Genomic DNA, 22,489 nt, shown 5'->3' with positions numbered 1-22,489 from the left:
TGCCATGCATTAAGGCTGTTTTACGTAGCATTCTCCCTATTCCTCCACCTTCAGGGTCTTCAAATCCAACAAAAAGTCCTGCAGGTACTCGAAAACCTCGGATGGTTTGATGCGTGTGTTGGCCCGGGTGTTGAATATGAAGGCTGGGTTCTTAGGGTCTGCCGCAAAGGTAATGTGTGGATTGTTGCGCTCTAGGAGAGCTGGAATCTGAGCCACATCTATCTTGGCCTTTTCGTACATGACGATACGGATGATGTCGCCCTTTTGCTCGATGGCTGTAACATAGGCATCGTGAGCCTTTACACGAAGCATGGCCACCCAAAGCAGATTCTGGACGCATCGCTTTGGTTCACCGAAGCGGTCCACAAGCTCGTCAAGCATATCGTCTCTGGCTTCCTCGCTGTCGATAGCAGCAATACGCTTGTAGATATCGATACGCTGCTCTTCGTTGGAAACATAGGTATCTGGAAGATATGCTTCGATATTGATATCCACTGAGGTGTTGAAGTTTTCTTCCTTCACCTCGCCCTTTTCTATCTTTACGGCCTCGTTAAGCATCTTGCAGTATAGGTCGTAACCTACTGCAGTCATGTTGCCGTGCTGCTCCACACCTAACAGATTTCCGGCTCCACGTATCTCCAAATCTCGCATGGCGATTTTGAAGCCAGAACCTAAATCTGTAAATTCCTTAATGGCAGCAAGTCGCTTCTCTGCAACTTCCTTTAGCATCTTGTCCCTTCTATACATTAAAAATGCATATGCGGTACGATTACTTCGGCCTACTCGTCCACGAAGCTGATATAACTGAGACAATCCCATATTGTCAGAATCATGAATGATTATCGTATTTACGTTAGAAATATCCAGTCCGATTTCGATAATAGTGGTAGCCACAAGCACATCAATCTCATGATTGATAAACTGCATCATTACATCTTCAACCTTGGCCTCGGTCATCTGACCATGGATATAACCAACTGTCGCCTCTGGAACCAGGCGCTCTATTTCAGCAGCCATATCCTGAATGCCACGCACTCTGTTGAATACATAGTACACCTGACCGTCTCTTGCCATCTCACGCACGATTGCTTCACGCACCATTTCTTCGTTATATTCAAATACAAAGGTCTGTATAGGAGTACGCTCCATTGGCGCTTCATCTAGCACGCTCATATCTCGTATTCCAACAAGTGACATGTGAAGTGTACGAGGAATAGGTGTAGCAGAAAGAGACAATACATCTACCGTCTTTTTCATCTGCTTAATGCGCTCTTTATGATTAACACCAAATCGCTGCTCCTCATCTATGATAAGAAGCCCTAAATCCTTAAACTCTACGTCCTTTGAAAGCAGGCGGTGTGTACCGATAACGATATCTACCATGCCCTTTTTCAAATCCTCAATAGTCTTTTTCTGCTCCGCAGCAGTTCTAAATCTACACAGCAATCCCATGTTTACAGGATAGCCACCCATTCTCTGGATGAAATTATTGTAGTGCTGCTGGGCAAGGATTGTGGTAGGCACCAGATATGCAACCTGCTTGCCTTCCTGAACAGCCTTAAATGCAGCTCGCATGGCAACCTCGGTTTTGCCAAAGCCTACGTCACCACAGATAAGTCTATCCATGATTTTCTTAGACTCCATATCCTTCTTAACAGCCTCAATAGCTGTAAGCTGACCTTCTGTTTCCTCATATGGGAAGCTCTCTTCAAATTCCTTCTGCCATACAGTATCCGGTCCATACACAAATCCATCCGTATTCTGACGCAAAGCATACAAATCCACCAGCTCCTTGGCAACAACACCAACAGCCGATTGAACCTTCTGCTTTGTTCTGGTCCATTCCTGAGTGCCTGCACCAAGACTGTTAAGCTTTGGCTTCTTGCCATCAGGGCCAGAATATTTCTGTATCATATCAAGCTGGGAAGTAAGCACATACAGATTGCTTCCCTTTGCATACTCAATCTTTATATAGTCACGGATTACCTTGTCCACTTCCATCTGCTCGGTGCCCTTGTACACGCCCAAGCCATAGTTTTCATGAACAACATAATCTCCAACGTGAAGATCCTGGAAGGATGAAATAGATTCCCCTTCGTATTTCTTTACCCTGCGCTTCTTCTTACGAACATGTCCAAAGATATCTCCGTCAGACAGCATTACAAAGGCTGAATCAGGATAATCAAATCCTCTTTTAATATTTCCAACGCATAGCATTGTTTCCCCAGGATTAATCTTGTGATCTAAATCCGTGGTGAAATATGCGTTAAGCCCCTCTTCTAACAAATCCTCTGCTAAGCGCTGTCCCTTGGTAGAAGAGCTGGTCACAAGCAGTACCTTGTATTTACGTTTCTTGTATTGGAGCAACTCCTTAGTTAACAGCTCGAAGGAACCATTGTAGGCATTAACACCCTGCACAGCAATGCTGAAATGGTCTGCTGATTTCAGCAGCTTGTTCTTAGCATCCAAAACAGACATAAGTGTAGTAGGATATTTTTCGATTCTTCCAAATATCTCTGACACGCTATACAACATTTCCATCTGGCCCCTTAGCATGTAGCCTGCCTCAACTCGGCGTGTCATAGCATCAGAAAACTCTGTTTCAGTAACCTCGCCCTTATTTATTACCTTTTGCACCTCGTCAATAAACACGTAGGTTCCCTTTGGCATAAAATCTATAAATGAACCTAGCTTGTCACAGAAGTAAGTGAGATTTGTTTCCAGCTCCTGGGATAATCCCCATTCTCTGGTCTCTTCCACAACTCTGTCGGCATAGGTTTTCAGATGATATGCCTCTTCCGTTTTCATTTCCTTACGATACTGTTCATAGCGCTCATCTCGCTCTGCCTCAATCTTCTTAAGACCAGCCTCCACCTCGTCAGCCCCCAGTATTAGCTCGACCGCAGGAAAAATTAAAACAGAATTTATATTTTCGATAGACTTCTGATTGCTGGCATCATAGGTACGAATGCTATCAACCTCATCACCCCACAGCTCAATACGAACTGGCAAATCCGAAGTAAGTGGGAACACATCGATGATTCCACCTCTAACTGCAAACTCACCTGGATGCTCGCAAGTACCCACATTTTCATAGCCCATGGCAACCAGCTTGCGGCGCAATGCCTCAAGCTCAATTGTATCCGTATCAGATATAGCTACCACACCATCCTCAAAATAAGAAAGTGCAGGTAGCTTATTCATCAACGCATCTATGGTGGTTATTACAGTACATGAATTATTGCTGATAACCGCCTCTATGGCGCTCATACGCTCACGTGTAAGGGCGTTACCTCTGATATCCGACTGGTAAAACAGGAAATCCTTTGCTGGGAAAAATACCGTATTTTCATCGTAAAAACGATATTCCTCCACAAGCTCCCTTGCCTTTAATTCATCTGCTGTAATAATCAGCTTATAATCAACGTCATGGCCTATACCAAAAATAAGGTGCGCCTTATCGGCACACCCTGTTATATCATAGACTTTACCGCGGCGAGAAAGAGCCTCACGAAGAGACTCCACCGCTGTTAGATTTTCAAATGGTTCTAAAAATGTTTTCATAATTATTTGCCTATAATTGTTTCTGCTCTATCAAGTGCTGCATCAATGTTTGGTGCAAAGTTCTCCTCACCTACAACGCTGATGAAATCAGCCTTCTCCATCATATGTCTTGGCTGCTCGTTTACGTGTGAGAATACTACAGTTACGCCCTTAGCCTTAGCACGCTCTACAAGATCTCTTAAAGCTCTAAGAGCTGTAACATCAATAGCTGGAACGGAACGCATTCTGATAACAAGTACCTTTGTGAAGTGCTTTACATTGATTTCATTTGCAAGCATATCTGAAACACCGAAGAAAAGAGGTCCTGTGATTTCGAATACACGGATTTCCTTCTCAACTGGTCTAAGGTCATCAACGAATTCCTCGTCATCTGACTGATATGTCCAACCACTTACATGTGTCTCCTCGCTCATTCTCTTGATGAAAAGGATACATGCAACAATCATACCCCACTCAATAGCAACAACAAGGTCGAATACTACTGTAAGGATGAATGTAAGTACAAGTACAATGATATCTGACTTTGGAGCATATTTTACAAGTCTTACGAATGGTCTCCACTGGCACATGTTGTAAGCTACCTGGAAAAGAATAGCTGCGATACATGGCATTGGGATGAACTTTGCATAAGGCATAAGTACTACAAGTACGATTAAAAGTGTGATTGAATGAACCATACCTGCGATTGGTGTACGTCCACCGTTTTTGATGTTGGCAGCTGTACGTGCGATAGCACCTGTAGCTGGAATACCACCAAATAAAACTGAGCCGATATTACCGATACCCTGACCGATAAGCTCCTGATTACTTCTGTGCTTACTGTTAACCATACCATCAGCAACTACTGCAGAAAGAAGTGATTCGATAGCTGCAAGGATTGCGATTGTAAATGCGTTAGGCATTTCATTTCTAACTATTGCAAGTGAGAAATGTGGTACTGAAAGGCTTGGAAGTCCTGCCTTTAAATCAGGGTAAAGAGTACCTATCGTATTTACGTTAAGATGTAAGCCCTGAACGATTGCGATACTAACAAATACTGCGATGATAGATGCTGGTATCTTTGAGAAAAACTTAGGCCAGATAATAAGCACTGCAAGGCAGATAACACCTACCATCATTGCCTGAACGTTAAGTGAATCAATGTTTGCAAAGAATACCTTTAACTTATCAATTGTCTCAATTGGCTTTTCGCCACGGAAATCTACACCAAAGAAATCCTTGAACTGACCAATAAGAATAGTAACTGCGATTCCGGCTGTGAATCCTGTTGTGATTGTGTAAGGTATGAATTTGATAAGTGCTCCGGCTTTTACCAAACCTAAAATTATCAAAATGATACCTGCCATAATAGTTGCGATGATAAGACCATCCATACCATCTGTGGCAATGATTCCTGCTACGATTGTTGCAAATGCAGCTGTTGGACCAGCTATCTGAACTGTACTTCCTCCGAAGAAGGAAATCAAAAAGCCAGCCACGATTGCTGTATATAAACCTGGCTCTGGGCCAACTCCTGACGCAAGCGCCAAGGCAATAGAAAGTGGCAATGCAATGATTGCCACGATGATTCCTGATACTAAATCTTTAAAGAACTGCTCCTTGCTATAATTTTTCATGCAAGTAAACAGCATAGGTTTAAAACTTTCCATTAAATCAAACTCCTAATCTTCTTCCTAGCATTTCTGCATTAACTGCATACTCCATTGCTGTTTCTTTTGTAATTTTGCCTGCCTTAACAAGCTTGAATAAGCTAGAGTCCATAGAAACCATATCTTCAGTGTCGCTAGAATAAATAACACCTTCGATTTGTGGCACCTTATTTTCTCTAATCATGTTTCTAATGGCTGGTGTAACCGTCATAACCTCAAATGCAGGCACAAGTGTGCCATCTACTGCTGGAACCAGCTGCTGAGATACAACTGCCTTTATAACCATAGAAAGCTGCAATGCTATCTGATGTTGCTGCTCTGATGGGAAAACATCGATAATTCTATCGATGGTGTTAGCTGCGCCAATGGTATGCAATGTAGACAGTATCAAATGACCTGTCTCAGCCGCGGTCATTGCAACGGAAATGGTTTCAGCATCACGCATTTCTCCAAGCAAGATAACATCTGGACTCTGTCTAAGTGAGGCACGAAGTGCTGTCACATAGTTTTCTGTATCTAAGTGGATTTCTCGCTGGGACACTATTGATTTAGCATGCCTGTGAAGGTACTCCACCGGGTCCTCTAATGTAATAATGTGTTTACAATAATTTTTATTTATCTTATCAACGATGCAAGACAATGTGGTAGACTTACCACTTCCTGCAGGACCCGTAACCAGTACTAATCCCTTTGATTCGTTTGATAGCTTGATAACAGATTCTGGTATCATAAGTTCCTTGTAATCAGGCAACGTAAATGTGATTACACGAATGACTGCTGCATAAGTTCCTCTTTGCTTAAATGCATTCACTCTGAACCTTGATACATTCTTTATGGCGAAAGAAAAATCATCATCGCCGTATTCTTTATACTTTAAAATGTCTCTTCCTGCAAGTTCATAAATCTGTGCAACAAGAGATTCTGCCATAGATGGTGTTACAGGGCCATCATCTTCCTCGGATTTTTCCTCATAATTTGCCTCTAATTCAGAGCGTGTCATAACCATATCATTAACTCTGAAGGACACCTCACGACCTGTGATAATAAACATATCTGAGGCTTTATATTTATTTACTGCGTCGGTTAAATAACTAACTATATTTACACTCATATTGATTCACCTTTAGTCTTGAATTGTTAAGAGAGGTTGTGAACTATCAGCCTCCCAATCTGAGGAGTTTTCCACATTAAACTTAACTATCTCCCCTTTATCCACCTTTACCTGCAAAACCTGATCTTCGTTTATATCAACTGTAAACTCCTGGTCGGCCCAATCAGATGCTGCTATTTTCTCCTGCGCCTTATTAGCTGCAGCATAGTACTCAGCAGTGTGGTTTTTAAGCTTCTGACTTAGATTATAGTTATTATAGCTAGATGATATTGTAAGAGCTGCTATTACAGCAAACGCTAATCCAATCAAAATAACCACCATAAGAGAGGTTCCAATATTTATTATTGTCCTGCTTTCTCTTTTGTTTTGTTCCATGGCTTCTCCTACTTAAGCGCCTTTTCAACCTCAAGGGAATATATTTCTTCGTCTAACATTGTGGCCACCACCACATGCATCTGCTGGCACTGTCCCCTTTTTTCTGGTTCGATTACGATGCTTGTCATTTTATAAACTGCATCCTTGTCATCCACCTCTTGCCAGTTTTCGTCATAGTAAATGGTGTCACCCTTGTAATTATAGATAGCTAGATATTCTTCAGCTGCGTTAGTTGCAAGATTTACAGCTGCTGTTATTTCCTTAGCCTGTTTGCTTTTAACATAACTTCCAGCAAAGCACTGAAGGCAAATGGCAGATATTATAATAAAGAAAAATATTGAAAACATCAGCTCCGTCAAAAAGATTCTGGAACCATTATTTCTACTCCTCATCTGATTCCACCTCCGTTGACTTAACACCGATTTTCATGTTCAACTCTTCGCCTGATTTTTCCTGGATTGTCACATTAAGCATACCATCCTTTTCATCAAGACTCATATCATTTATTTCAAGAATTTTGTTTCCAAAATCAGCTGTGGCGCCAGAATTATCCTTTGCCTCAAGCTCCATTAAAAATCCGTCATATTCGTAGATATACAAGCTGTAGCCTTCGCCCTCTGACATTTTGATGCAATCATTTCCATCAAATTTGCCCAAGGTAATAGCGCCAGCTTCGTCATGCTGTCTAACCTGTTCTCTTATATAAGCTGTAGCAATACGTGCATTAGCGTTTGACTCATTGGCAAAAACTACTGATTTATAAGAATTTACAGCCATCAAAAGTACGCTCACCCCGGAAAAGGTGAATATAAAAAACAATACCATCAAAAACAGGATATCTATATTATGTTTTCTTAGCTGCCCTTTTTTCAAAGCTGCTCCTTTCAAACACAATGTTATTTAAGATTAATGATTGTTACCTCTGGTCGCATATTGCTTCCATATATTACATAATCAACTCTAAACTGTTCCTCATCATAGATGATTCCGTAGTTTTCTTTTAAATAATCAAAGCTTTCTGGATACTTTCCTTCTGTAACATAGCATTGAACAATGGCTCTATCCACTGCATCTGTAAGACTTTGTCTTTGTTCTTGGATAGACCCTTCAGATGCCTTTGATACAGCAAACAAAAATACTATAAAAATAAGCACAAAAAGCACAGCAGAAATCACTATAGTTTCTGCCCTGTATTTCTTTTTAATTTCATGTACGCCGTCTAAGCTTCCAAATCTGGTTCTTCCCATACTAAATCATCCCCGACATAATGTTAAGAAGTGGCAACATTACTGAAAGTAAAATGATACCAACGATTACAGAAAGGATAATAACAAGTGTAGGCTCTACTACTGCGATTAAGTCGTTTATTTCCTCATCAGCCTCTTCCTGATATGTGCTGGCAACCTTTTCAAGTACGTTTTCCATGTTTCCAGTTTTAGCTCCAAGGATTGCCATCTTTCCGTATAATCCGCCGAATATTCCAGAAAGAGAAAATGCCTTACCAATATCCATAGATTCTGCAAATGAATCCTTACATTTCTCCACCTTTACTTCAAAGTCAGGCGCATCAACGATTCTGCCACTTACATCAAGTGCCTGCATTACATCCATACCACTTGATAGTGTCATAGCCATAGCTGATGCAAATCTGCTTGTAGCAATTTTTGAATGGATTGATTTGAATCGTCGACTCTTATACAGCATATTAAGACGTCTTGATTTGCCCCAATTAGTTTTATTGAGCAATAACATATATACGACAAGTGCTAAAAGGATAATTAAAAGGATTATCCAGTTAGATTTCATAAAGCTTCCCACTGTCAAAAAGCCTGCAGAAAGTCCATCCATTGTACCGCCTAATTGCTTGAAGACCCTGTTGAATACAGGCATGATTTCCGTTACAAGAACGATAATTATTACAAGCATCATCGCAACCATCATAAGTGGATATGTAACCGCACTTCTAATGGCATTGCTGATAGCCATTTCTCTGGAATAATGAGCTGCAAGATTCTTGAGAACTGTATCCATCTTACCTGTAGTCTCACCCATATTTGCCATTTCAACAAAATAATCTGGGAATACTCCTGATTTATCTATGGCCTTAGATAAAGAACCACTTTCTGCAACCACCTGCTCCATTTCAGTCAATAGCTCTTTTTCTTCTCCACCTGCTGACTCATCTAACATCATTGTGATTGCCTGTATTGAAGAAACACCACTACTTATCATCATTCCCATTTCGTCTGAGAATGCAAATAATTCTTCTGAAGTTAACTTCTTTCTATTTTCACCCATATTAACACCCTTAATATTTATATTTCAGTTGATAGTATGTATCATCTTCCAAATATCTCTTAACCGTGCCACTATTAGCATAAGACCCAAGTGTTGGATCCATCAGTGTCCATGTCTTTCCGTCGAACTGGATAATCTTATCTATCCATCCCGTCTCAGGTGTGTACACTGATATCCACGCATGATATTCCGTACCTGCATAGCCTATCTCAAGTCTTGTTGGTATACCCTGTGACCTTAACATCGCTCCCATTAATGAAGCGTAATCAAAGCAGATTCCCTTTCCAGTTGCCAATGTCTCATCCACCGTAGGAATGTATCCTGATTGGACTGTCGCTGCCTTGTCGTAATCGTAAGTAACATTCTTAATGATGTAATGATAAACATTTTTCACCACATCAATATCAGTGTTGGCACCGCTTGCCAGCTCCATTCCCTTTTTTACTGCATTGGAATTTGCATTGAAATCCACATATGCATTAGGATACAGGAACATACTATATTCATCTTTTAGGGTTACGTTCACTGACTGGGTAAATGCTGCTGCATACTGGTCATCATGTAGGTTCTCATACACGCCAATTTTGTAGGTTCCACTTCCCTCTGATAATGGATAGACATCATACTGCCCATCCAGTGCCATAAGGTAGTTATAGGTGTTACCTGCAGGCGTTTCTATAAGCATTCTTACCTTGGCTGCATCTCCTGTGTACTTCACCATTACATAGCCTTCGCTGGCATTGCTGGCATCTATTGATGCATCGGAATTTCCATATACCTTTACACCCGATGCCTCCGGCACAAGTACTTTGATATTGTTACTGCGACTACCGTTAGAATTCTTCGCCATAGCTTCCTTAGAGCTTGACTCAGAAACCTTCACACCGCCTTCATTGTAGGCTGGCAATTGGTCGCCGCAGGATGTAATACCAAGGCATAGAACAATCAGTGAAAGCAAACAATTAAACCGTCTCATTTGCTTCCTCCAAATTCTGCCCGCTGTATTTAGTTATTTATAATTCTTAGTAATTCAACTTCACTATTAAAGCTATATTCTTTATCTTCTGATTTGTTATAAATCATTCCCTGCCATGTCGCATTATCACGGCCTGTTACCATAATGACAAACGCTTTTTTATCGCAAAGATCAAGTAAATGCTCTGTATTAAAAAGCTTTTCATTTGGGTCTATATCTACAAGCTTAAGTGTAGGTAATGTCTTCTTGAATGATCTGTATTTAACCTTTTGAGCAGGAAATTCCAAAACATCTAAAAACGTATTTACGATATTAAAAAAATCATCTACATCGGCAAATGTTCTAGGCTCATTCTCGAAGCAAGTATATAATTCTCCTTTAAAGCCTTCTTCCTTTAAAGTTATGCCCACGCAATTGGACATTCTTTTCATTCTATCTGAAATTGCCATTATTCCTCACCTCTTACAATATCCTGCAATTCGTCTGTATCATTGTCTGTGCCTGCACTTGCAAGATTAACTGGTGCCAAATGATATTTAATATATCTCTTTCTGGATTCCTTGCTGAGGTTCTCGTTAATTCTGGTCTGAACCAAAACGCAATCCTCCTGAGTAATATCAAGAAGAAGTACAACAAACTGATTGTTGCTGTATCTTGCGTACATATCGCCACCTCTTGCAGATGAACGAATGGCCTCTGAAAGCTCGTCAGAAAGGTTATCCAATCTGTCAGAGTCATTTAAAGCAAATCCCTTACCGTCTGTGATGGTGCAAAGCATAAGCCATGCAGCCTGACCAGAACGACGAATAACTCTTTTAATATATCTATAGCTCTCAACAAATACTGGGTATGTGCAGTAGAATGCACCCTCGATATCTTCCTTTGAGGTATCAAGATTTCTCTTAACCTCGCTAATCATATCTGTATTGTTCTTGACCTGCTCGCCAAGCTTATCAAGCTGTTCTGTCATGCTCTGAGATACTGATACTCCAAGCTCTTCAAACATAAGAGTTTCTGTATCCTCGTAAAGCTTAAGGGCATCCTTTGTGTTACCCTCTTCGATAAGAGCCTCCATCTCATAATTCTGCCAACCATCGTATGGATAAAGCTTGTTAGCCTTGTGGCTAAGCTCATACATCGATTTGTAATCCTTCTGAAGCTTATACATTTCAAGAAGCTGCTTAAGGCATCTGTCGAAAAGCTTCTTTAATCTTACCTGAGTAGTAACTACCCATTCATATCCGCTAAGTGTTGGTAAGAAATCACCGTTGTAAAGATCTAATGCTTCCTCTAAAAGCTTCTGCTGCTCCTTTGCCTCTGCTGCTGCAAGAGCCTTCTTCGCAAGGTCCTCAAACATGACAGCATCGCACTCTATCTTGGCATTAGGATTTATTCGATAAGTGCCTCTTTTAATGTAAACGTAATCCTCGTCAGGAATATCTAGACTTAATAATGCCTTTCTTAGTCTAAATACAATAGCTCTAAGGCTGTTTGATTCATCTGCAATATCTTCATTATGAAAAAGATTGTAGATAACCTGGTCTCTAGCTATTCCATTCTGATAATAAAGTAGCATCTGAAACAGCTGATTAACCTTTGTTGTGTTATTTCTCTCTAATACGATAGGTGTATTCTCACAAGAAATATCCACAGCTCCTAAAAAATTTGCTTTAAAAATTACATTTGGTTCGTACATAGCTCTCCCTTTTTCCCTGTTCTTTATTATTCGCACTACTATAAATATTTTGACTTCATTATATTTTTTAGTATAGAATAATAAATCGTTATTGTAAATAACAACAATATAAAAATTAGCCTGCATAAATTCTATGCAGGCCAACTCTTAATCAATCTTTTCTTTTACATTGTATTTATTCATAGCAGCATCGATGTTGCCCTCTAAGAACAACTCCAACGCTCCAATCACCTTATCAAACGATGCGTCTACCTTTTCACGGTCCTCTGCGTTATAGCGTCCTAATACGTGGGCTACCATATCGCCATTTTCACACTCACCAACGCCCACTCTAATTCGAGGGAATACATTGGTATTCAGTCGTGCAATAATATTTTTCAGACCATTGTGTCCGCCGGCAGAACCCTTTTTCCTAACTCTGATGTTTCCTGTTGAAAGCGATACATCATCAGAAATTACTACAAGCTCTGTTTCTGGATCCACTTCATAATAATCTGCAAGTGGCTGAACGCATTCACCACTAAGGTTCATATAAGTCATAGGTTTCGCCAGAATGACCTTATGGCCATTTATCATGCCCTTGCCAACTATTCCTTTTTGCTCCTTTTGGTTTACTTCTATACCAAAATGCTTTGAAATGGCGTCAATTGCCTCAAAACCCACATTATGGCGGGTTCCTTCATATTTGTGTTCTGGATTACCTAGACCAACTATTAAATACATAAATCTTACTCTGGGAACTCTTCCTTATACTTATTAAGTATCATTGTCTGCATCTGTTCTCTTGTGGTTGAACGGATAGGATGTGCAATATCCTTGTATCCACCTTCAGAACCACGTCTAGATGGCATTGCAATAAAAAGTCCCTTATCTCCTTCAATAATCTTGATGTCGTGAATTACAAACTCCTCGTCAATTGTCACAGAGACAACCGCTTTCATCTTGCCTTCCTTTTCAATCTTGCGAATTCTAATGTCTGTAATCTGCATTTTGTTATACCTCCCCAACTGGCATATCGTATCGATTTTTGTTACCGGTAACTATGCGGATACCATTTTCCCCAATGTATGTTGATCCGCTGAGCAATGTCTCATGGCTTTCAACTATGCAATTCTCCACATGCACGTTGTCTCCAATGTATGCTCCATTTAAGATTACGCAATTCTTAACAACAGAATTGTTGCCAACAAAAGCTTTCTTAAATAGTACAGAATTCTCTACTGTGCTGTTTATAATGCATCCACCAGCAACAAGTGAATTGGTGACCTTAGAGCCTGCATTAAACTTGGCAGGTGGAAGGTCGTGAGTCTTCGAAAATACACCAGGCTCAGTATGGAAGAAGCTATCTCTTACATCCTTACGAAGGAAGTCCATATTGGCTTTGAAATAGCTGTCTACGTCTGCAAGATTTGACCAATATCCCTCCATCTTGTAGCCGTAAATCTTCTTCATATTCTTATATCTAATGAGAATATCTGTTACAAAGTTGTATCTGCCCTCTCTGTTGCATTCTTCCAACAAATCGATGAGAGCTCTTCTTCGGATGACATAAACGCCTGCCGAAACGATATCTGAATTTGCAACCATTGGCTTTTCTTCAAATTCAACGATTCGACCGTCTCTGTCCATCTCTACCACACCGTAACGGTTGATGTCATCTCCCTCAGGAAGCTTTGCACAAACTACTGTGATGTCTGCCTGCTTTTTGATGTGATAATCAAGTACCTTATTGAAATCCAGCTTGTAAACACAATCACCACTTGCGATTATAACATATGGCTCGTGTCTCTTCTTTAGGAAATCAATATTTTGCCAAATTGCATCGGCAGTACCTCTGTACCACCAACTATTATTAGTAGTAACTGTTGGTGTAAATAGGAAGAGACCTCCCTGCTTTCTACCAAAGTTCCACCATTTTGACGAATTAAGATGCTCGTTAAGAGATCTTGCGTTGTACTGTGAAAGTACTGCTACTGTCTGGATGTGCGAATTTGTCATATTTGAAAGAACAAAATCTATACATCTGTAGCTTCCAGCTACTGGCATTGCGGCAATGGCACGCTTCTCAGTAAGCTGCTGCATTCTGCTTGAGTTTCCACCTGCTAGTATAATTCCTAATGCTTTCATAATCGATCACCTGCCTTGATAATGTAGCCGCCACTAGCCAACTGTCCGTCAGGATAATCTGCCTCGCTAGTCTCGCCTTTGATAGCTGTATTTTTGCCAATAGTTACATTTGCTGGTATAACGCTGTTTTCGCCGATAACTGCAAGTCCGAATGAGTATATGCTTGCATTTAACTTGCTTTCAGCTTCTTCACCCTGACCAATCTTGGCCCCTTCACCAACAACGGTGTTTTCTGCGATAATCGATTTATCTATTACGCAATTCTTACCAATGATAGCACCTTCCATTATGATTGAATCTCTAACTACTGTACCCTCATCAATCACAACTCCAGCGCCTAAAACTGAATTGTAAACCTCGCCATAAATCTGTGCACCTGCACCTACAATAGCTTTCTCTACTACTGCTGTGCTAGCAATGAACTGTGGCTCGATGATATTTTGATTAGTGTATATCTTCCAAAATTCTTCATATAAGTTGAACTCTGGAATTAAATCTATAAGCTCCATATTGGCTTCCCAATATGAACCAAGTGTTCCTACATCCTTCCAATAGCTGTTGAATTCGTAGGCATACATTGGTGCCCCCTTTTCATGTAGATAAGGAAGAACATGCTTACCAAAATCACAGTTGCTCTGGTCTTTAAGAGCAAGTAAAGACTCCTTTAATGCTTTCCAGCTGAATATATAAATACCCATTGAAGCAAGATTGCTTCGAGGATTAGCTGGCTTCTCCTCAAACTCACTGATACGCTTTTCGTCATCAGCTATAACAACTCCGAATCGAGATGCTTCCTCGATTGGAACAGGAATTACTGCGATAGTAACATCTGCGCCCTTTGCCTTATGAAAATCTAACATGGCTTCATAATCCATCTTATAGATGTGGTCACCCGAAAGGATAAGCACATATTCTGGATTATAGCTTTCCATGTACTTAAGGTTTTGGAAAATTGCATTGGCTGTGCCGGAATACCACTCACTTGTATCGCTCTTCTCATATGGTGGAAGAACGGTAACACCGCCATTATTTCTATCCAAATCCCAAGGAATACCAATTCCAATATGAGAATTAAGGACTAATGGCTGATATTGAGTTAGCACACCAACTGTATCAATACCTGAATTGATACAATTTGAAAGAGGGAAGTCGATAATACGATACTTTCCTCCAAAAGAAACGGCTGGCTTTGCTACGTCGGACGTTAATACGCCGAGTCTGCTTCCCTGCCCGCCAGCGAGAAGCATTGCGATCATTTCTTTTCTAATCATCCTATCATCTGCCTTTCTCATGGTGTCAGTCAAGGATGTGCTTACAAAAAAACCCATAGCACTCCCCTTTGTAACATTAGTATAGCAAATGTGGTTATTCGTCGCAATATTATTAATACTTTTTACCAAACTATTGTTAATTGTTTGACAATTCACTGTCAAATTCTACAATTATATTTTTTAATCTTGCATGAAGTTCATTTTGGGGGTAGAGTTATGTAGGTATTTTTTGCAAATTTTTAAATAAAGAAGGCTATTAATATGTATAAAATCGATTTTAATAACAAGATTCACGTTCATTTCATTGGAATTGGCGGAATCAGCATGTCTGGTCTTGCAGAGATTTTGCTTGGTGCAGGCTTTACAATTTCAGGTTCAGATAGAAGCGAATCTGATCTTACAAAACACTTAGAGGCACTTGGCGCTACCATTAATTATCCACAGGCAGCTTCAAATATCACATCAGATATCGACCTTATTGTTTATACTGCTGCAATTCACGAGGATAACCCAGAATTCGCTGCAGCAAAAGCTTCAGGTAAGCCAATGCTCACACGTGCTGAGCTTCTTGGCGAAATAATGGAAAACTATGCCAGATCAATCGCCGTTGCCGGAACACATGGTAAAACAACTACAACATCAATGATTAGCCAGATTCTTCTTGAAACAGCTGATGACCCAACTATTTCTGTTGGTGGAATTCTTGATGCCATCCACAGCAATGTTCACGTTGGTGACAGTGATGTTTTCATTACAGAAGCTTGTGAGTATACAAACAGTTACCACTCATTCTTCCCTAAGTACAACATTATTCTTAATGTTGAAGCCGACCACCTTGATTTCTTCAAGAATCTTGAAAACTATCGTGCTTCATTTAAGAAGTTTGCTGGTAACACAGCTGATGACGGAATCTTAATTATCAATAACGAAATAGATGATGTTAAATACTTCACTGAAGGTCTTAAATGTCAGGTAATCACATACTCTCTTAAGGGTGATGCTGATATTTATCCTACAGATATTACTTACAACGAAAAAGGCTGCGCTAGCTTTGTTCCTGTTTTCAACGGCAAGACTTACGATAAAGTAACCCTTAACGTTCCTGGTGTTCACAACGTTTCAAATGCGCTTGCAGCAATTGCTCTTTCTATAGAAATGGGTATCTCTTATGAGAATATCCTTGCTGGACTTGCTAAGTTCGGCGGTGCCCACAGAAGATTCGAATTCAAGGGTACATATAATGGAGCCACAGTTATCGATGACTATGCTCATCACCCAACTGAAATATCAGCCAGCCTTGCAGCTGCTTTAAACTACCCACACAACAGACTTATTGTCTGCTTCCAGTCACACACTTATACACGTACACTCAGCTTCCTTGATGATTTCGCAAAGGCATTAAGCGTAGCAGATGTTGTTCTTCTTGCTGACATTTACCCTGCAAGAGAACCAGATATCTATGGTGTAAGTGCAAAAGACATTGCAGATAGAATAGAAAAATTAGGAACAGAAGTTCACTATTTAGGCTCTTTTGACGCCTGCGAAAAATTTTTACAAAAAAATCTTTTGAACAATGACCTGTTGATAACTATGGGTGCCGGAGACGTCTATTTAGTAGGCGAACATCTACTTGCTGAGTAGTTATCCACATTATCCACATTTTTTACACTAATACGCTGGTGAAAAAATGTGGATTTTTTTATGCCCTTTTTTCAAGGCCTCATAATATTTATCCACATTATCCACATAACTCACAAACCCTTTATTTACAAGGGTTCGCGGCCCTCATGCCCTTTTCTTTTTGATTTCACTTTGCTATAATTTGACTCAGTTTTGAGGGAGAGGATAATAATTATGGCTGACATCATGCTACACACCAGTGCTAATTCTGGTTTTACTTGCATTTCTAATACTTTTATTGACGATTTCATGAAAGATGCCAATGGAGAGTACGTAAAGATTTACCTTTACTTGCTGCGTTGTCTAAATCGAGAGGATTATGATTTTTCCATCTCGCGGTTGGCGGACTGCTTAGACCACACAGAAAAGGATATCATGCGAGCTTTCACTTATTGGGAGAAAGTGGGGTTGCTCCGTCTTGAGTACTCTGAGGATAACGAGCTTTCTGGAATCTGCCTAGTGGATGTGAATGGAAACCGTTCATTCACATCAGTACACAATACTGGGATGCCATCAGTTGCTATAAGCGCTGGTGCTCCTACAGTTTCAAATATCGCTACACCTATTGCTGCACCATTTAAGCCTAGCTACACTGCAGACGAATTAGACGCTTTCAAGGAAGAGGACGAAGTATCGGATTTAATTTTCGCCACTCAGACATACCTTGGCAGACCACTTTCTAATTCTGATACAAACACATTACTGTTTTGGTACGATGGACTTCACATGTCTGTAGATTTAATTCAGTATCTTATAGAGACATGCTTAGACAACGGCCACAGTAGCTTCCACTACATGGATACTGTAGCTCGTAACTGGACTGAAGATGGAATCACAACTGTTGAGGATGCTAGACAGTCTTCTAGCGCACATACAAACACAGTTTACTCAATCAAGAAGGCACTTGGTATTGGAAACAGAGAATTAGTTGAGTCCGAACTCAACTTTATAGACAAATGGGCTAACACATATTGCTTTAGCCTAGACATTATCTTGGAAGCTTGCGAGCGTACTATCGCATCTACAAACAAGCCAAGCTTCAAGTACGCAGATTCTATTCTTACAAGCTGGCACAAAGCATCTGTTAAAACTTTAGATGACGTTGCACGTCTTGATCAGGAATTTACAAAGGCTACTGTATCTAGACTTTCAGATGCATCACGTCTCAAGAACAACAATGCTTCTGATAACAGAACAAGAGCAAACAATAAGTTTTTAAATTTCGAACAGCGCCAGAATTATGATTTCAACGCTTTAGAAAGAAAGCTATTGGGAAATTAAAAAGGAGGTATTATATGGCACTTACTAATGAGCAATATGATGCACTTATGCGTGAATACAATCACAAGCAATCTAGAAACAACCAAATTGTTTCGTTCCGCACAAAGGAATTATATTCTGCCGTACCTTCACTTTCTGCAATTGATGAAGAAGTATCAAGAGTATCTATATCTTCTATCACATCTATCTTTGAAGGCAAGGATGTAGCTTCTGCTTCCGCCGATTCAAAGATTAAACTTGAGGCCCTTAAAAATAAGCGTTTAGAGCTTATGAAGGCCGCTGGTTTTCCAGAGGATTTTCTTGAACCACCTTACGATTGTCCTGATTGTAAGGACACTGGATATATTAACGGAAAGCGCTGCCATTGCTTTAAGCAGGCAGCTCTTAATATCGTCTATAAACAATCCAACATTAACAATATTCTTTCAAAAGAAAACTTCAGCATGTTTGACCTCAATATGTACGATGATGACTATTATGAGCCTGGTTCTGAGGTCAGTGCTCGGGCTAATGCTGAAATAGCCCTTGATAAGGCCACTAATTTTGTGCAAAATTTTCGTCAAAAAGGTGGTAATCTCTTATTATTAGGGAAAACAGGTTGTGGTAAAACCTTCCTGTCTAATTGTATCGCGAAAGCTCTATTAGACCAGGGTATCTCGGTTATTTATTTCACATCAAGCGAGCTTTTCAGAGTTTTTGAAGAACAGACCTTTAAGAAGAATGCCAATGTGGCAGAACTTCATGATCACATATTTGATTGCGATTTGTTAATCATCGATGATTTAGGCACAGAATTCCAAAATTCATTTACTACAGCGCGCCTATTTCAGTGTTTAAACGAAAGATTACTCCGTAACAAATCCACTATTATTTCCACTAACCTCTCTTTAAAAGATTTGAGAGACACTTACAGCGAACGTATTACTTCGCGAGTATTTTCAAACTATGAGATGATTAAGCTCATAGGTAACGATATTCGCATGAAAAAAGTAATATCTAAATAATAATTTAATAGTATCAAGGAGCAAAACATGCCAAATAATGAAATCGTGTTGGAAAACACACCACCTATGGCTGAGCTTGGGTTAATCCCACATAAGAGCTGTACAGCCATCGCGGAGAGAGTTAATGATTACCTTCTTGCATGGAGACAGGAGCGCAAAAGTGACCAGTCTATTATTACACTTGCTGGTTATCGCAGTGATTCCTACATTGTTGATGCTGACTGCCCTCGTTTCGGTTCAGGCGAAGCTAAGGGTATCATCAAGCAGTCTGTTCGTGGACTTGATTTATACATCCTTGTTGATGTAACAAATTACAGCCTCACTTACACTGTTTGTGGTCACGAGAATCACATGAGCCCAGATGATATCTTCTGCGACCTTAAGCGTATCATCGCAGCTGCAATGGGCAAGGCTAAGCGTATTACTGTTATTATTCCTTTCTTATACGAAGGTAGACAGCACCGCAGAAGTGCTCGTGAATCCCTTGATTGTGCTATGGCACTTCAGGAACTCGTTAACATGGGTGTTGATAACATCATCACATTTGATGCTCACGACCCACGTGTTCAGAATGCGATTCCTCTTCACAGCTTTGAGACAGTATCACCTACATACCAGTTCCTTAAGGGCATCTTTAAGAACTGCAAGGACTTAAAGCTTGATAATGATCACCTTATGATTATCTCACCTGATGAAGGTGGTACAAAGCGTGCCGTATATATGGCATCTGTTTTAGGTGTTAATGTTGGTATGTTCTACAAGCGTCGTGATTACAGCCGTATCGTAGATGGACGTAATCCTATCGTCGCTCATGAATTCCTTGGAAATGATGTTTCTGGTAAGGACGTAATCATTGTTGATGATATGATTTCATCTGGTGAATCAATGATTGACGTTGCTACAGAGCTTAAGAAGCGTAATGCTAATCGTATCTTCGTAGTAGCTACATTCGGACTCTTCACAAGTGGTATGGCTAAGTTCGATAAGGCTGTTGAAGACGGTATCATTTACCGCGTTGTTACAACAAACCTTACATACCTTCCAGAAGAAGTTCAGAATAAGGACTACTTCATCAAGTGCGATATGTCTAAGTACATCGCTTACATCATCGATACTCTTAACCACGAGTGCTCAATCTCAGAGCTTCTCAATCCTTATGGACGTATCGAAAAACTCATTACTCGTTACAAAAACGGTGAATATTAAAATAAAAATAAAGCCTCGAGCATTTCGCTCGAGGCTATTTTTTATTCTTCTGAATCTTCTTCAGTTTCTTCTATTTCCGGCTCTTCTTCAACATAGTTAGGGTCATATACCTTAAACTCGTTAGACTCCCTAAATACCGTATTAGAGCTTCCCATCTGGCATACCTTAATAGTGTCACCATTTGTTACGTCCGAAGCATTTATTGACAATACCTGGCCACTCTCGTATTTGGTTGGGACTTGTTCGCCGTTAACAAATACTTTAGACCATTTGGTGAATTGATCACCGTATATGTGCAGCCTTCCGTTAAAGAAGTATGCGCTATCTACTGTTACTTCATTAACACCCATAACCAAATCTGATGGAGTGTATTTTGTGCCATCTTCGTATACATATCTATCTCCGTAGAGGATATCGTACTGAAGCATCTTAAGTGGGGTCATATAATCACTTGTGCCATATTTCTTACCCTCAGCCATTGCTGTCTGGTGGTAAGCATTGATATTACCGTTGTGAATATCAAGTCTGTTTAAGAACTCTGATACAAGCTGATATGAAGCTAAATCTTCATCAATCTTTTCCATTCCAAAGTTGTTCCATGTGAAATACTTTGTCTTGTAAAGATCTCCTGTGGCTACCTCGCTGTCTGTAAGACCCATAGTTGGAAGGTGGTCACCAAACATGATAACAAGTGTATCTTCGCCTCTTGCATCAAGGGCTTCGATATAATTCTTAACAAAATCATCTACGTTGTAGATTCTGTTGATGTAGTAGCTCCAAGCATTCTGCTCTTCCTCTGTCTTACCGTGAGCAATTACCTTGATAGCTGGGTCTTCCTCAACTGGGTAAGTAGGATAAGCGCCGTGGCCTTCTACTGTGATTGTGTAAACAAAATCAGGGTTATCATCTACATCCATGGCATCTGTTGTGGCATCGATAAGGATGTCATCTGTTGGCCAGTTGCCAAGTGGTGTGTAATCTGTAATATCAAGCAATTCCTTTGATGTAAAGCTGTCAAAGCCCATCATAGAAAAAGCATTAGCTCTTGAATAGAAGTTACCACCATTGTTGTGAACTACGTGAGTGCTGTAGCCATTGTCGTGAAGAACATCAGCATAGCTTTCACAGTCTGTTTCCTTGATGATAGTCTTCTGTGGGTATTCGCCTGGGCCAAAGAAGCTACAGCTCATACCAGTAAGTACTTCGAATTCGGAGTTACATGTACCAGCACCTACAACAGGTACGATACAGTGTCCTGTAGAGTAGTTCTTCTCCAATGAATGGATGAATGGGATTGGATCCTCGCTAGTCTCTAGGAATTCCGATTCTGAAACATCATAGAAGGATTCAAGCAGGATAACAACAATGTTAGGCTTTGTTGCGTCATCTGATGGAATCTCTAAGGTGTTAACATAAGAAGCATCCTTTTCAAGGATATCATCTATCTTGTTTCTAGAATAACCAAATGGTCTGTTCATACCTCTATCAAGTACTGAGGTTGAAAAGCCGTACAAATAACCGTAATCCAAATATCCCTGAGCAAGATTGCCGAAGTAAGAAGTCATGATACCTGACTGTCTAAGCAATATTGTTGATGGATAAAGTGAAACCCAAAGTGCTACAACAAGTATAATTCGCTGCCATAATGGCTTTGCATCTGTCTTCTTAGGACCCTTAATGAGGTAAATTACCATTATTATAATATAGATAATAAGGGCTGTTACCGCTATCATGGCTTCCTCTGCTGAGAAGTAGTTGGAATCCTGCATTGTAAGAAGGTCGCCAATCATGTAAAGGTCTGTGTAGCCGAATGGTGATACACGGTTCAACAAAATAATGCAGTTTATAATACCAAGTATTATAAAGAACATACTGATGAATACTCGCCACCAGCCACGTCTCTTGCTTAAGAAAACAATGGACAGCGCTACAAATACGCAATATGAGTTAAATAAATATGGACCTGTGTGGTCTACCACAAAGCCCCACGCTGCAAAAAATGAATGTCTAGACATCCACTCCATTGCAAATACGATAATAAGTGCAAGTGGTATATGCATAAAAAAGGCATAATCGCTCCAAAGCATCATCCATGTCTTATGGAATTTGCTAGCAAGATAGCCCTGTACCAGCTTAGAATTACCAAATTTAACAAAAGGCTTCTTAATGATGCTCCCCACGTGGCCTAAGCCTGTTTTGATCTTCGAAAATAATTTTTTCATGAATCCTCCGTAAAACCTAAGACAGTATG

General features: G+C 40.1%; 20 protein-coding genes. 4 read left to right on the top strand and 16 right to left on the bottom strand.

The features are described from left to right. Positions 1-36: 36 nt before the first annotated feature. The 15 genes from mfd to G611_RS0105885 form a co-directional block, all read right to left on the bottom strand. Positions 37-3,564: a transcription-repair coupling factor gene (gene mfd, locus G611_RS0105955; RefSeq protein ID WP_028242843.1), complete on the bottom strand. Its 3,528-nt coding sequence runs from the start codon at positions 3,562-3,564 to the stop codon at positions 37-39. A 2-nt stretch (positions 3,565-3,566) separates the two neighbouring features. Beyond that, positions 3,567-5,213, bottom strand: a complete 1,647-nt coding sequence (locus tag G611_RS0105950) for a SulP family inorganic anion transporter (RefSeq protein ID WP_028242842.1) — start codon at positions 5,211-5,213, stop codon at positions 3,567-3,569. A gap of 4 nt (positions 5,214-5,217) precedes the next feature. Continuing rightward, complete coding sequence (locus tag G611_RS0105945; RefSeq protein WP_028242841.1) at positions 5,218-6,324, bottom strand: type IV pilus twitching motility protein PilT; 1,107 nt, start codon at positions 6,322-6,324, stop codon at positions 5,218-5,220. 12 nt (positions 6,325-6,336) lie between these two features. Further along, positions 6,337-6,699 (bottom strand): hypothetical protein, encoded by a 363-nt coding sequence (locus G611_RS0105940; protein WP_028242840.1) that lies wholly within the window; start codon positions 6,697-6,699, stop codon positions 6,337-6,339. An 8-nt stretch (positions 6,700-6,707) separates the two neighbouring features. Beyond that, positions 6,708-7,091 (bottom strand): hypothetical protein, encoded by a 384-nt coding sequence (locus G611_RS0105935; protein WP_028242839.1) that lies wholly within the window; start codon positions 7,089-7,091, stop codon positions 6,708-6,710. Continuing rightward, positions 7,081-7,476 (bottom strand): DUF4860 domain-containing protein, encoded by a 396-nt coding sequence (locus G611_RS0105930; RefSeq protein ID WP_028242838.1) that lies wholly within the window; start codon positions 7,474-7,476, stop codon positions 7,081-7,083. The genes G611_RS0105935 and G611_RS0105930 overlap by 11 nt, the downstream gene beginning before the upstream one ends. Positions 7,477-7,595: 119 nt before the next feature. Further along, the gene (locus tag G611_RS0105925; protein ID WP_242824260.1) at positions 7,596-7,946 is read right to left on the bottom strand and encodes a hypothetical protein; all 351 of its coding nucleotides are present in this window, start codon (positions 7,944-7,946) and stop codon (positions 7,596-7,598) included. A 1-nt stretch (position 7,947) separates the two neighbouring features. After that, a complete protein-coding gene (locus G611_RS0105920; RefSeq protein WP_028242836.1) occupies positions 7,948-8,997 on the bottom strand; it encodes a type II secretion system F family protein in 1,050 nt (349 codons plus the stop codon). Between the two features lie 10 nt (positions 8,998-9,007). Then, the gene (locus G611_RS0105915) at positions 9,008-9,973 is read right to left on the bottom strand and encodes a transglutaminase-like domain-containing protein (protein WP_028242835.1); all 966 of its coding nucleotides are present in this window, start codon (positions 9,971-9,973) and stop codon (positions 9,008-9,010) included. 29 nt (positions 9,974-10,002) lie between these two features. Further along, positions 10,003-10,422, bottom strand: a complete 420-nt coding sequence (locus G611_RS0105910; protein ID WP_028242834.1) for a hypothetical protein — start codon at positions 10,420-10,422, stop codon at positions 10,003-10,005. Further along, entirely contained in the window at positions 10,422-11,669 is a 1,248-nt protein-coding gene (locus tag G611_RS0105905) for a BTAD domain-containing putative transcriptional regulator (RefSeq protein ID WP_028242833.1), read from the bottom strand. The genes G611_RS0105910 and G611_RS0105905 overlap by 1 nt, the downstream gene beginning before the upstream one ends. Positions 11,670-11,816: 147 nt before the next feature. Further along, positions 11,817-12,392 (bottom strand): aminoacyl-tRNA hydrolase, encoded by a 576-nt coding sequence (gene pth / locus G611_RS0105900; protein ID WP_028242832.1) that lies wholly within the window; start codon positions 12,390-12,392, stop codon positions 11,817-11,819. Between the two features lie 5 nt (positions 12,393-12,397). Then, entirely contained in the window at positions 12,398-12,658 is a 261-nt protein-coding gene (gene spoVG, locus G611_RS0105895; RefSeq protein ID WP_028235339.1) for a septation regulator SpoVG, read from the bottom strand. Between the two features lie 4 nt (positions 12,659-12,662). Next, the gene (glgD, locus tag G611_RS0105890) at positions 12,663-13,796 is read right to left on the bottom strand and encodes a glucose-1-phosphate adenylyltransferase subunit GlgD (protein WP_028242831.1); all 1,134 of its coding nucleotides are present in this window, start codon (positions 13,794-13,796) and stop codon (positions 12,663-12,665) included. Then, on the bottom strand, positions 13,793-15,067 hold the full coding sequence (locus tag G611_RS0105885; RefSeq protein ID WP_028242830.1) for a glucose-1-phosphate adenylyltransferase: 1,275 nt from the start codon (positions 15,065-15,067) through the stop codon (positions 13,793-13,795). The genes glgD and G611_RS0105885 overlap by 4 nt, the downstream gene beginning before the upstream one ends. Positions 15,068-15,328: 261 nt before the next feature. On the opposite strand from G611_RS0105885, the gene murC reads away from it, so the two are divergent. The 4 genes from murC to G611_RS0105865 all read left to right on the top strand — a co-directional run bounded on the left by murC (position 15,329) and on the right by G611_RS0105865 (position 20,238). Then, the gene (murC, locus tag G611_RS0105880) at positions 15,329-16,708 is read left to right on the top strand and encodes a UDP-N-acetylmuramate--L-alanine ligase (RefSeq protein ID WP_028242829.1); all 1,380 of its coding nucleotides are present in this window, start codon (positions 15,329-15,331) and stop codon (positions 16,706-16,708) included. Between the two features lie 213 nt (positions 16,709-16,921). Then, complete coding sequence (locus G611_RS0105875; RefSeq protein ID WP_028242828.1) at positions 16,922-18,028, top strand: DnaD domain protein; 1,107 nt, start codon at positions 16,922-16,924, stop codon at positions 18,026-18,028. 14 nt (positions 18,029-18,042) lie between these two features. Beyond that, on the top strand, positions 18,043-19,032 hold the full coding sequence (locus G611_RS0105870) for an ATP-binding protein (protein WP_028242827.1): 990 nt from the start codon (positions 18,043-18,045) through the stop codon (positions 19,030-19,032). A gap of 27 nt (positions 19,033-19,059) precedes the next feature. Continuing rightward, positions 19,060-20,238 (top strand): ribose-phosphate pyrophosphokinase, encoded by a 1,179-nt coding sequence (locus G611_RS0105865; RefSeq protein WP_028242826.1) that lies wholly within the window; start codon positions 19,060-19,062, stop codon positions 20,236-20,238. 41 nt (positions 20,239-20,279) lie between these two features. On the opposite strand, the gene G611_RS0105860 is transcribed toward G611_RS0105865, so the two are convergent. Next, the gene (locus G611_RS0105860; protein WP_028242825.1) at positions 20,280-22,460 is read right to left on the bottom strand and encodes an LTA synthase family protein; all 2,181 of its coding nucleotides are present in this window, start codon (positions 22,458-22,460) and stop codon (positions 20,280-20,282) included. Positions 22,461-22,489 lie beyond the last annotated feature (29 nt).

The organism is Pseudobutyrivibrio ruminis AD2017, from assembly GCF_000424305.1.
In the GTDB taxonomy this organism is placed as follows: Bacteria; Bacillota; Clostridia; order Lachnospirales; family Lachnospiraceae; genus Pseudobutyrivibrio; species Pseudobutyrivibrio ruminis_B.
This window is presented reverse-complemented; position numbering and strand designations above follow the sequence as displayed.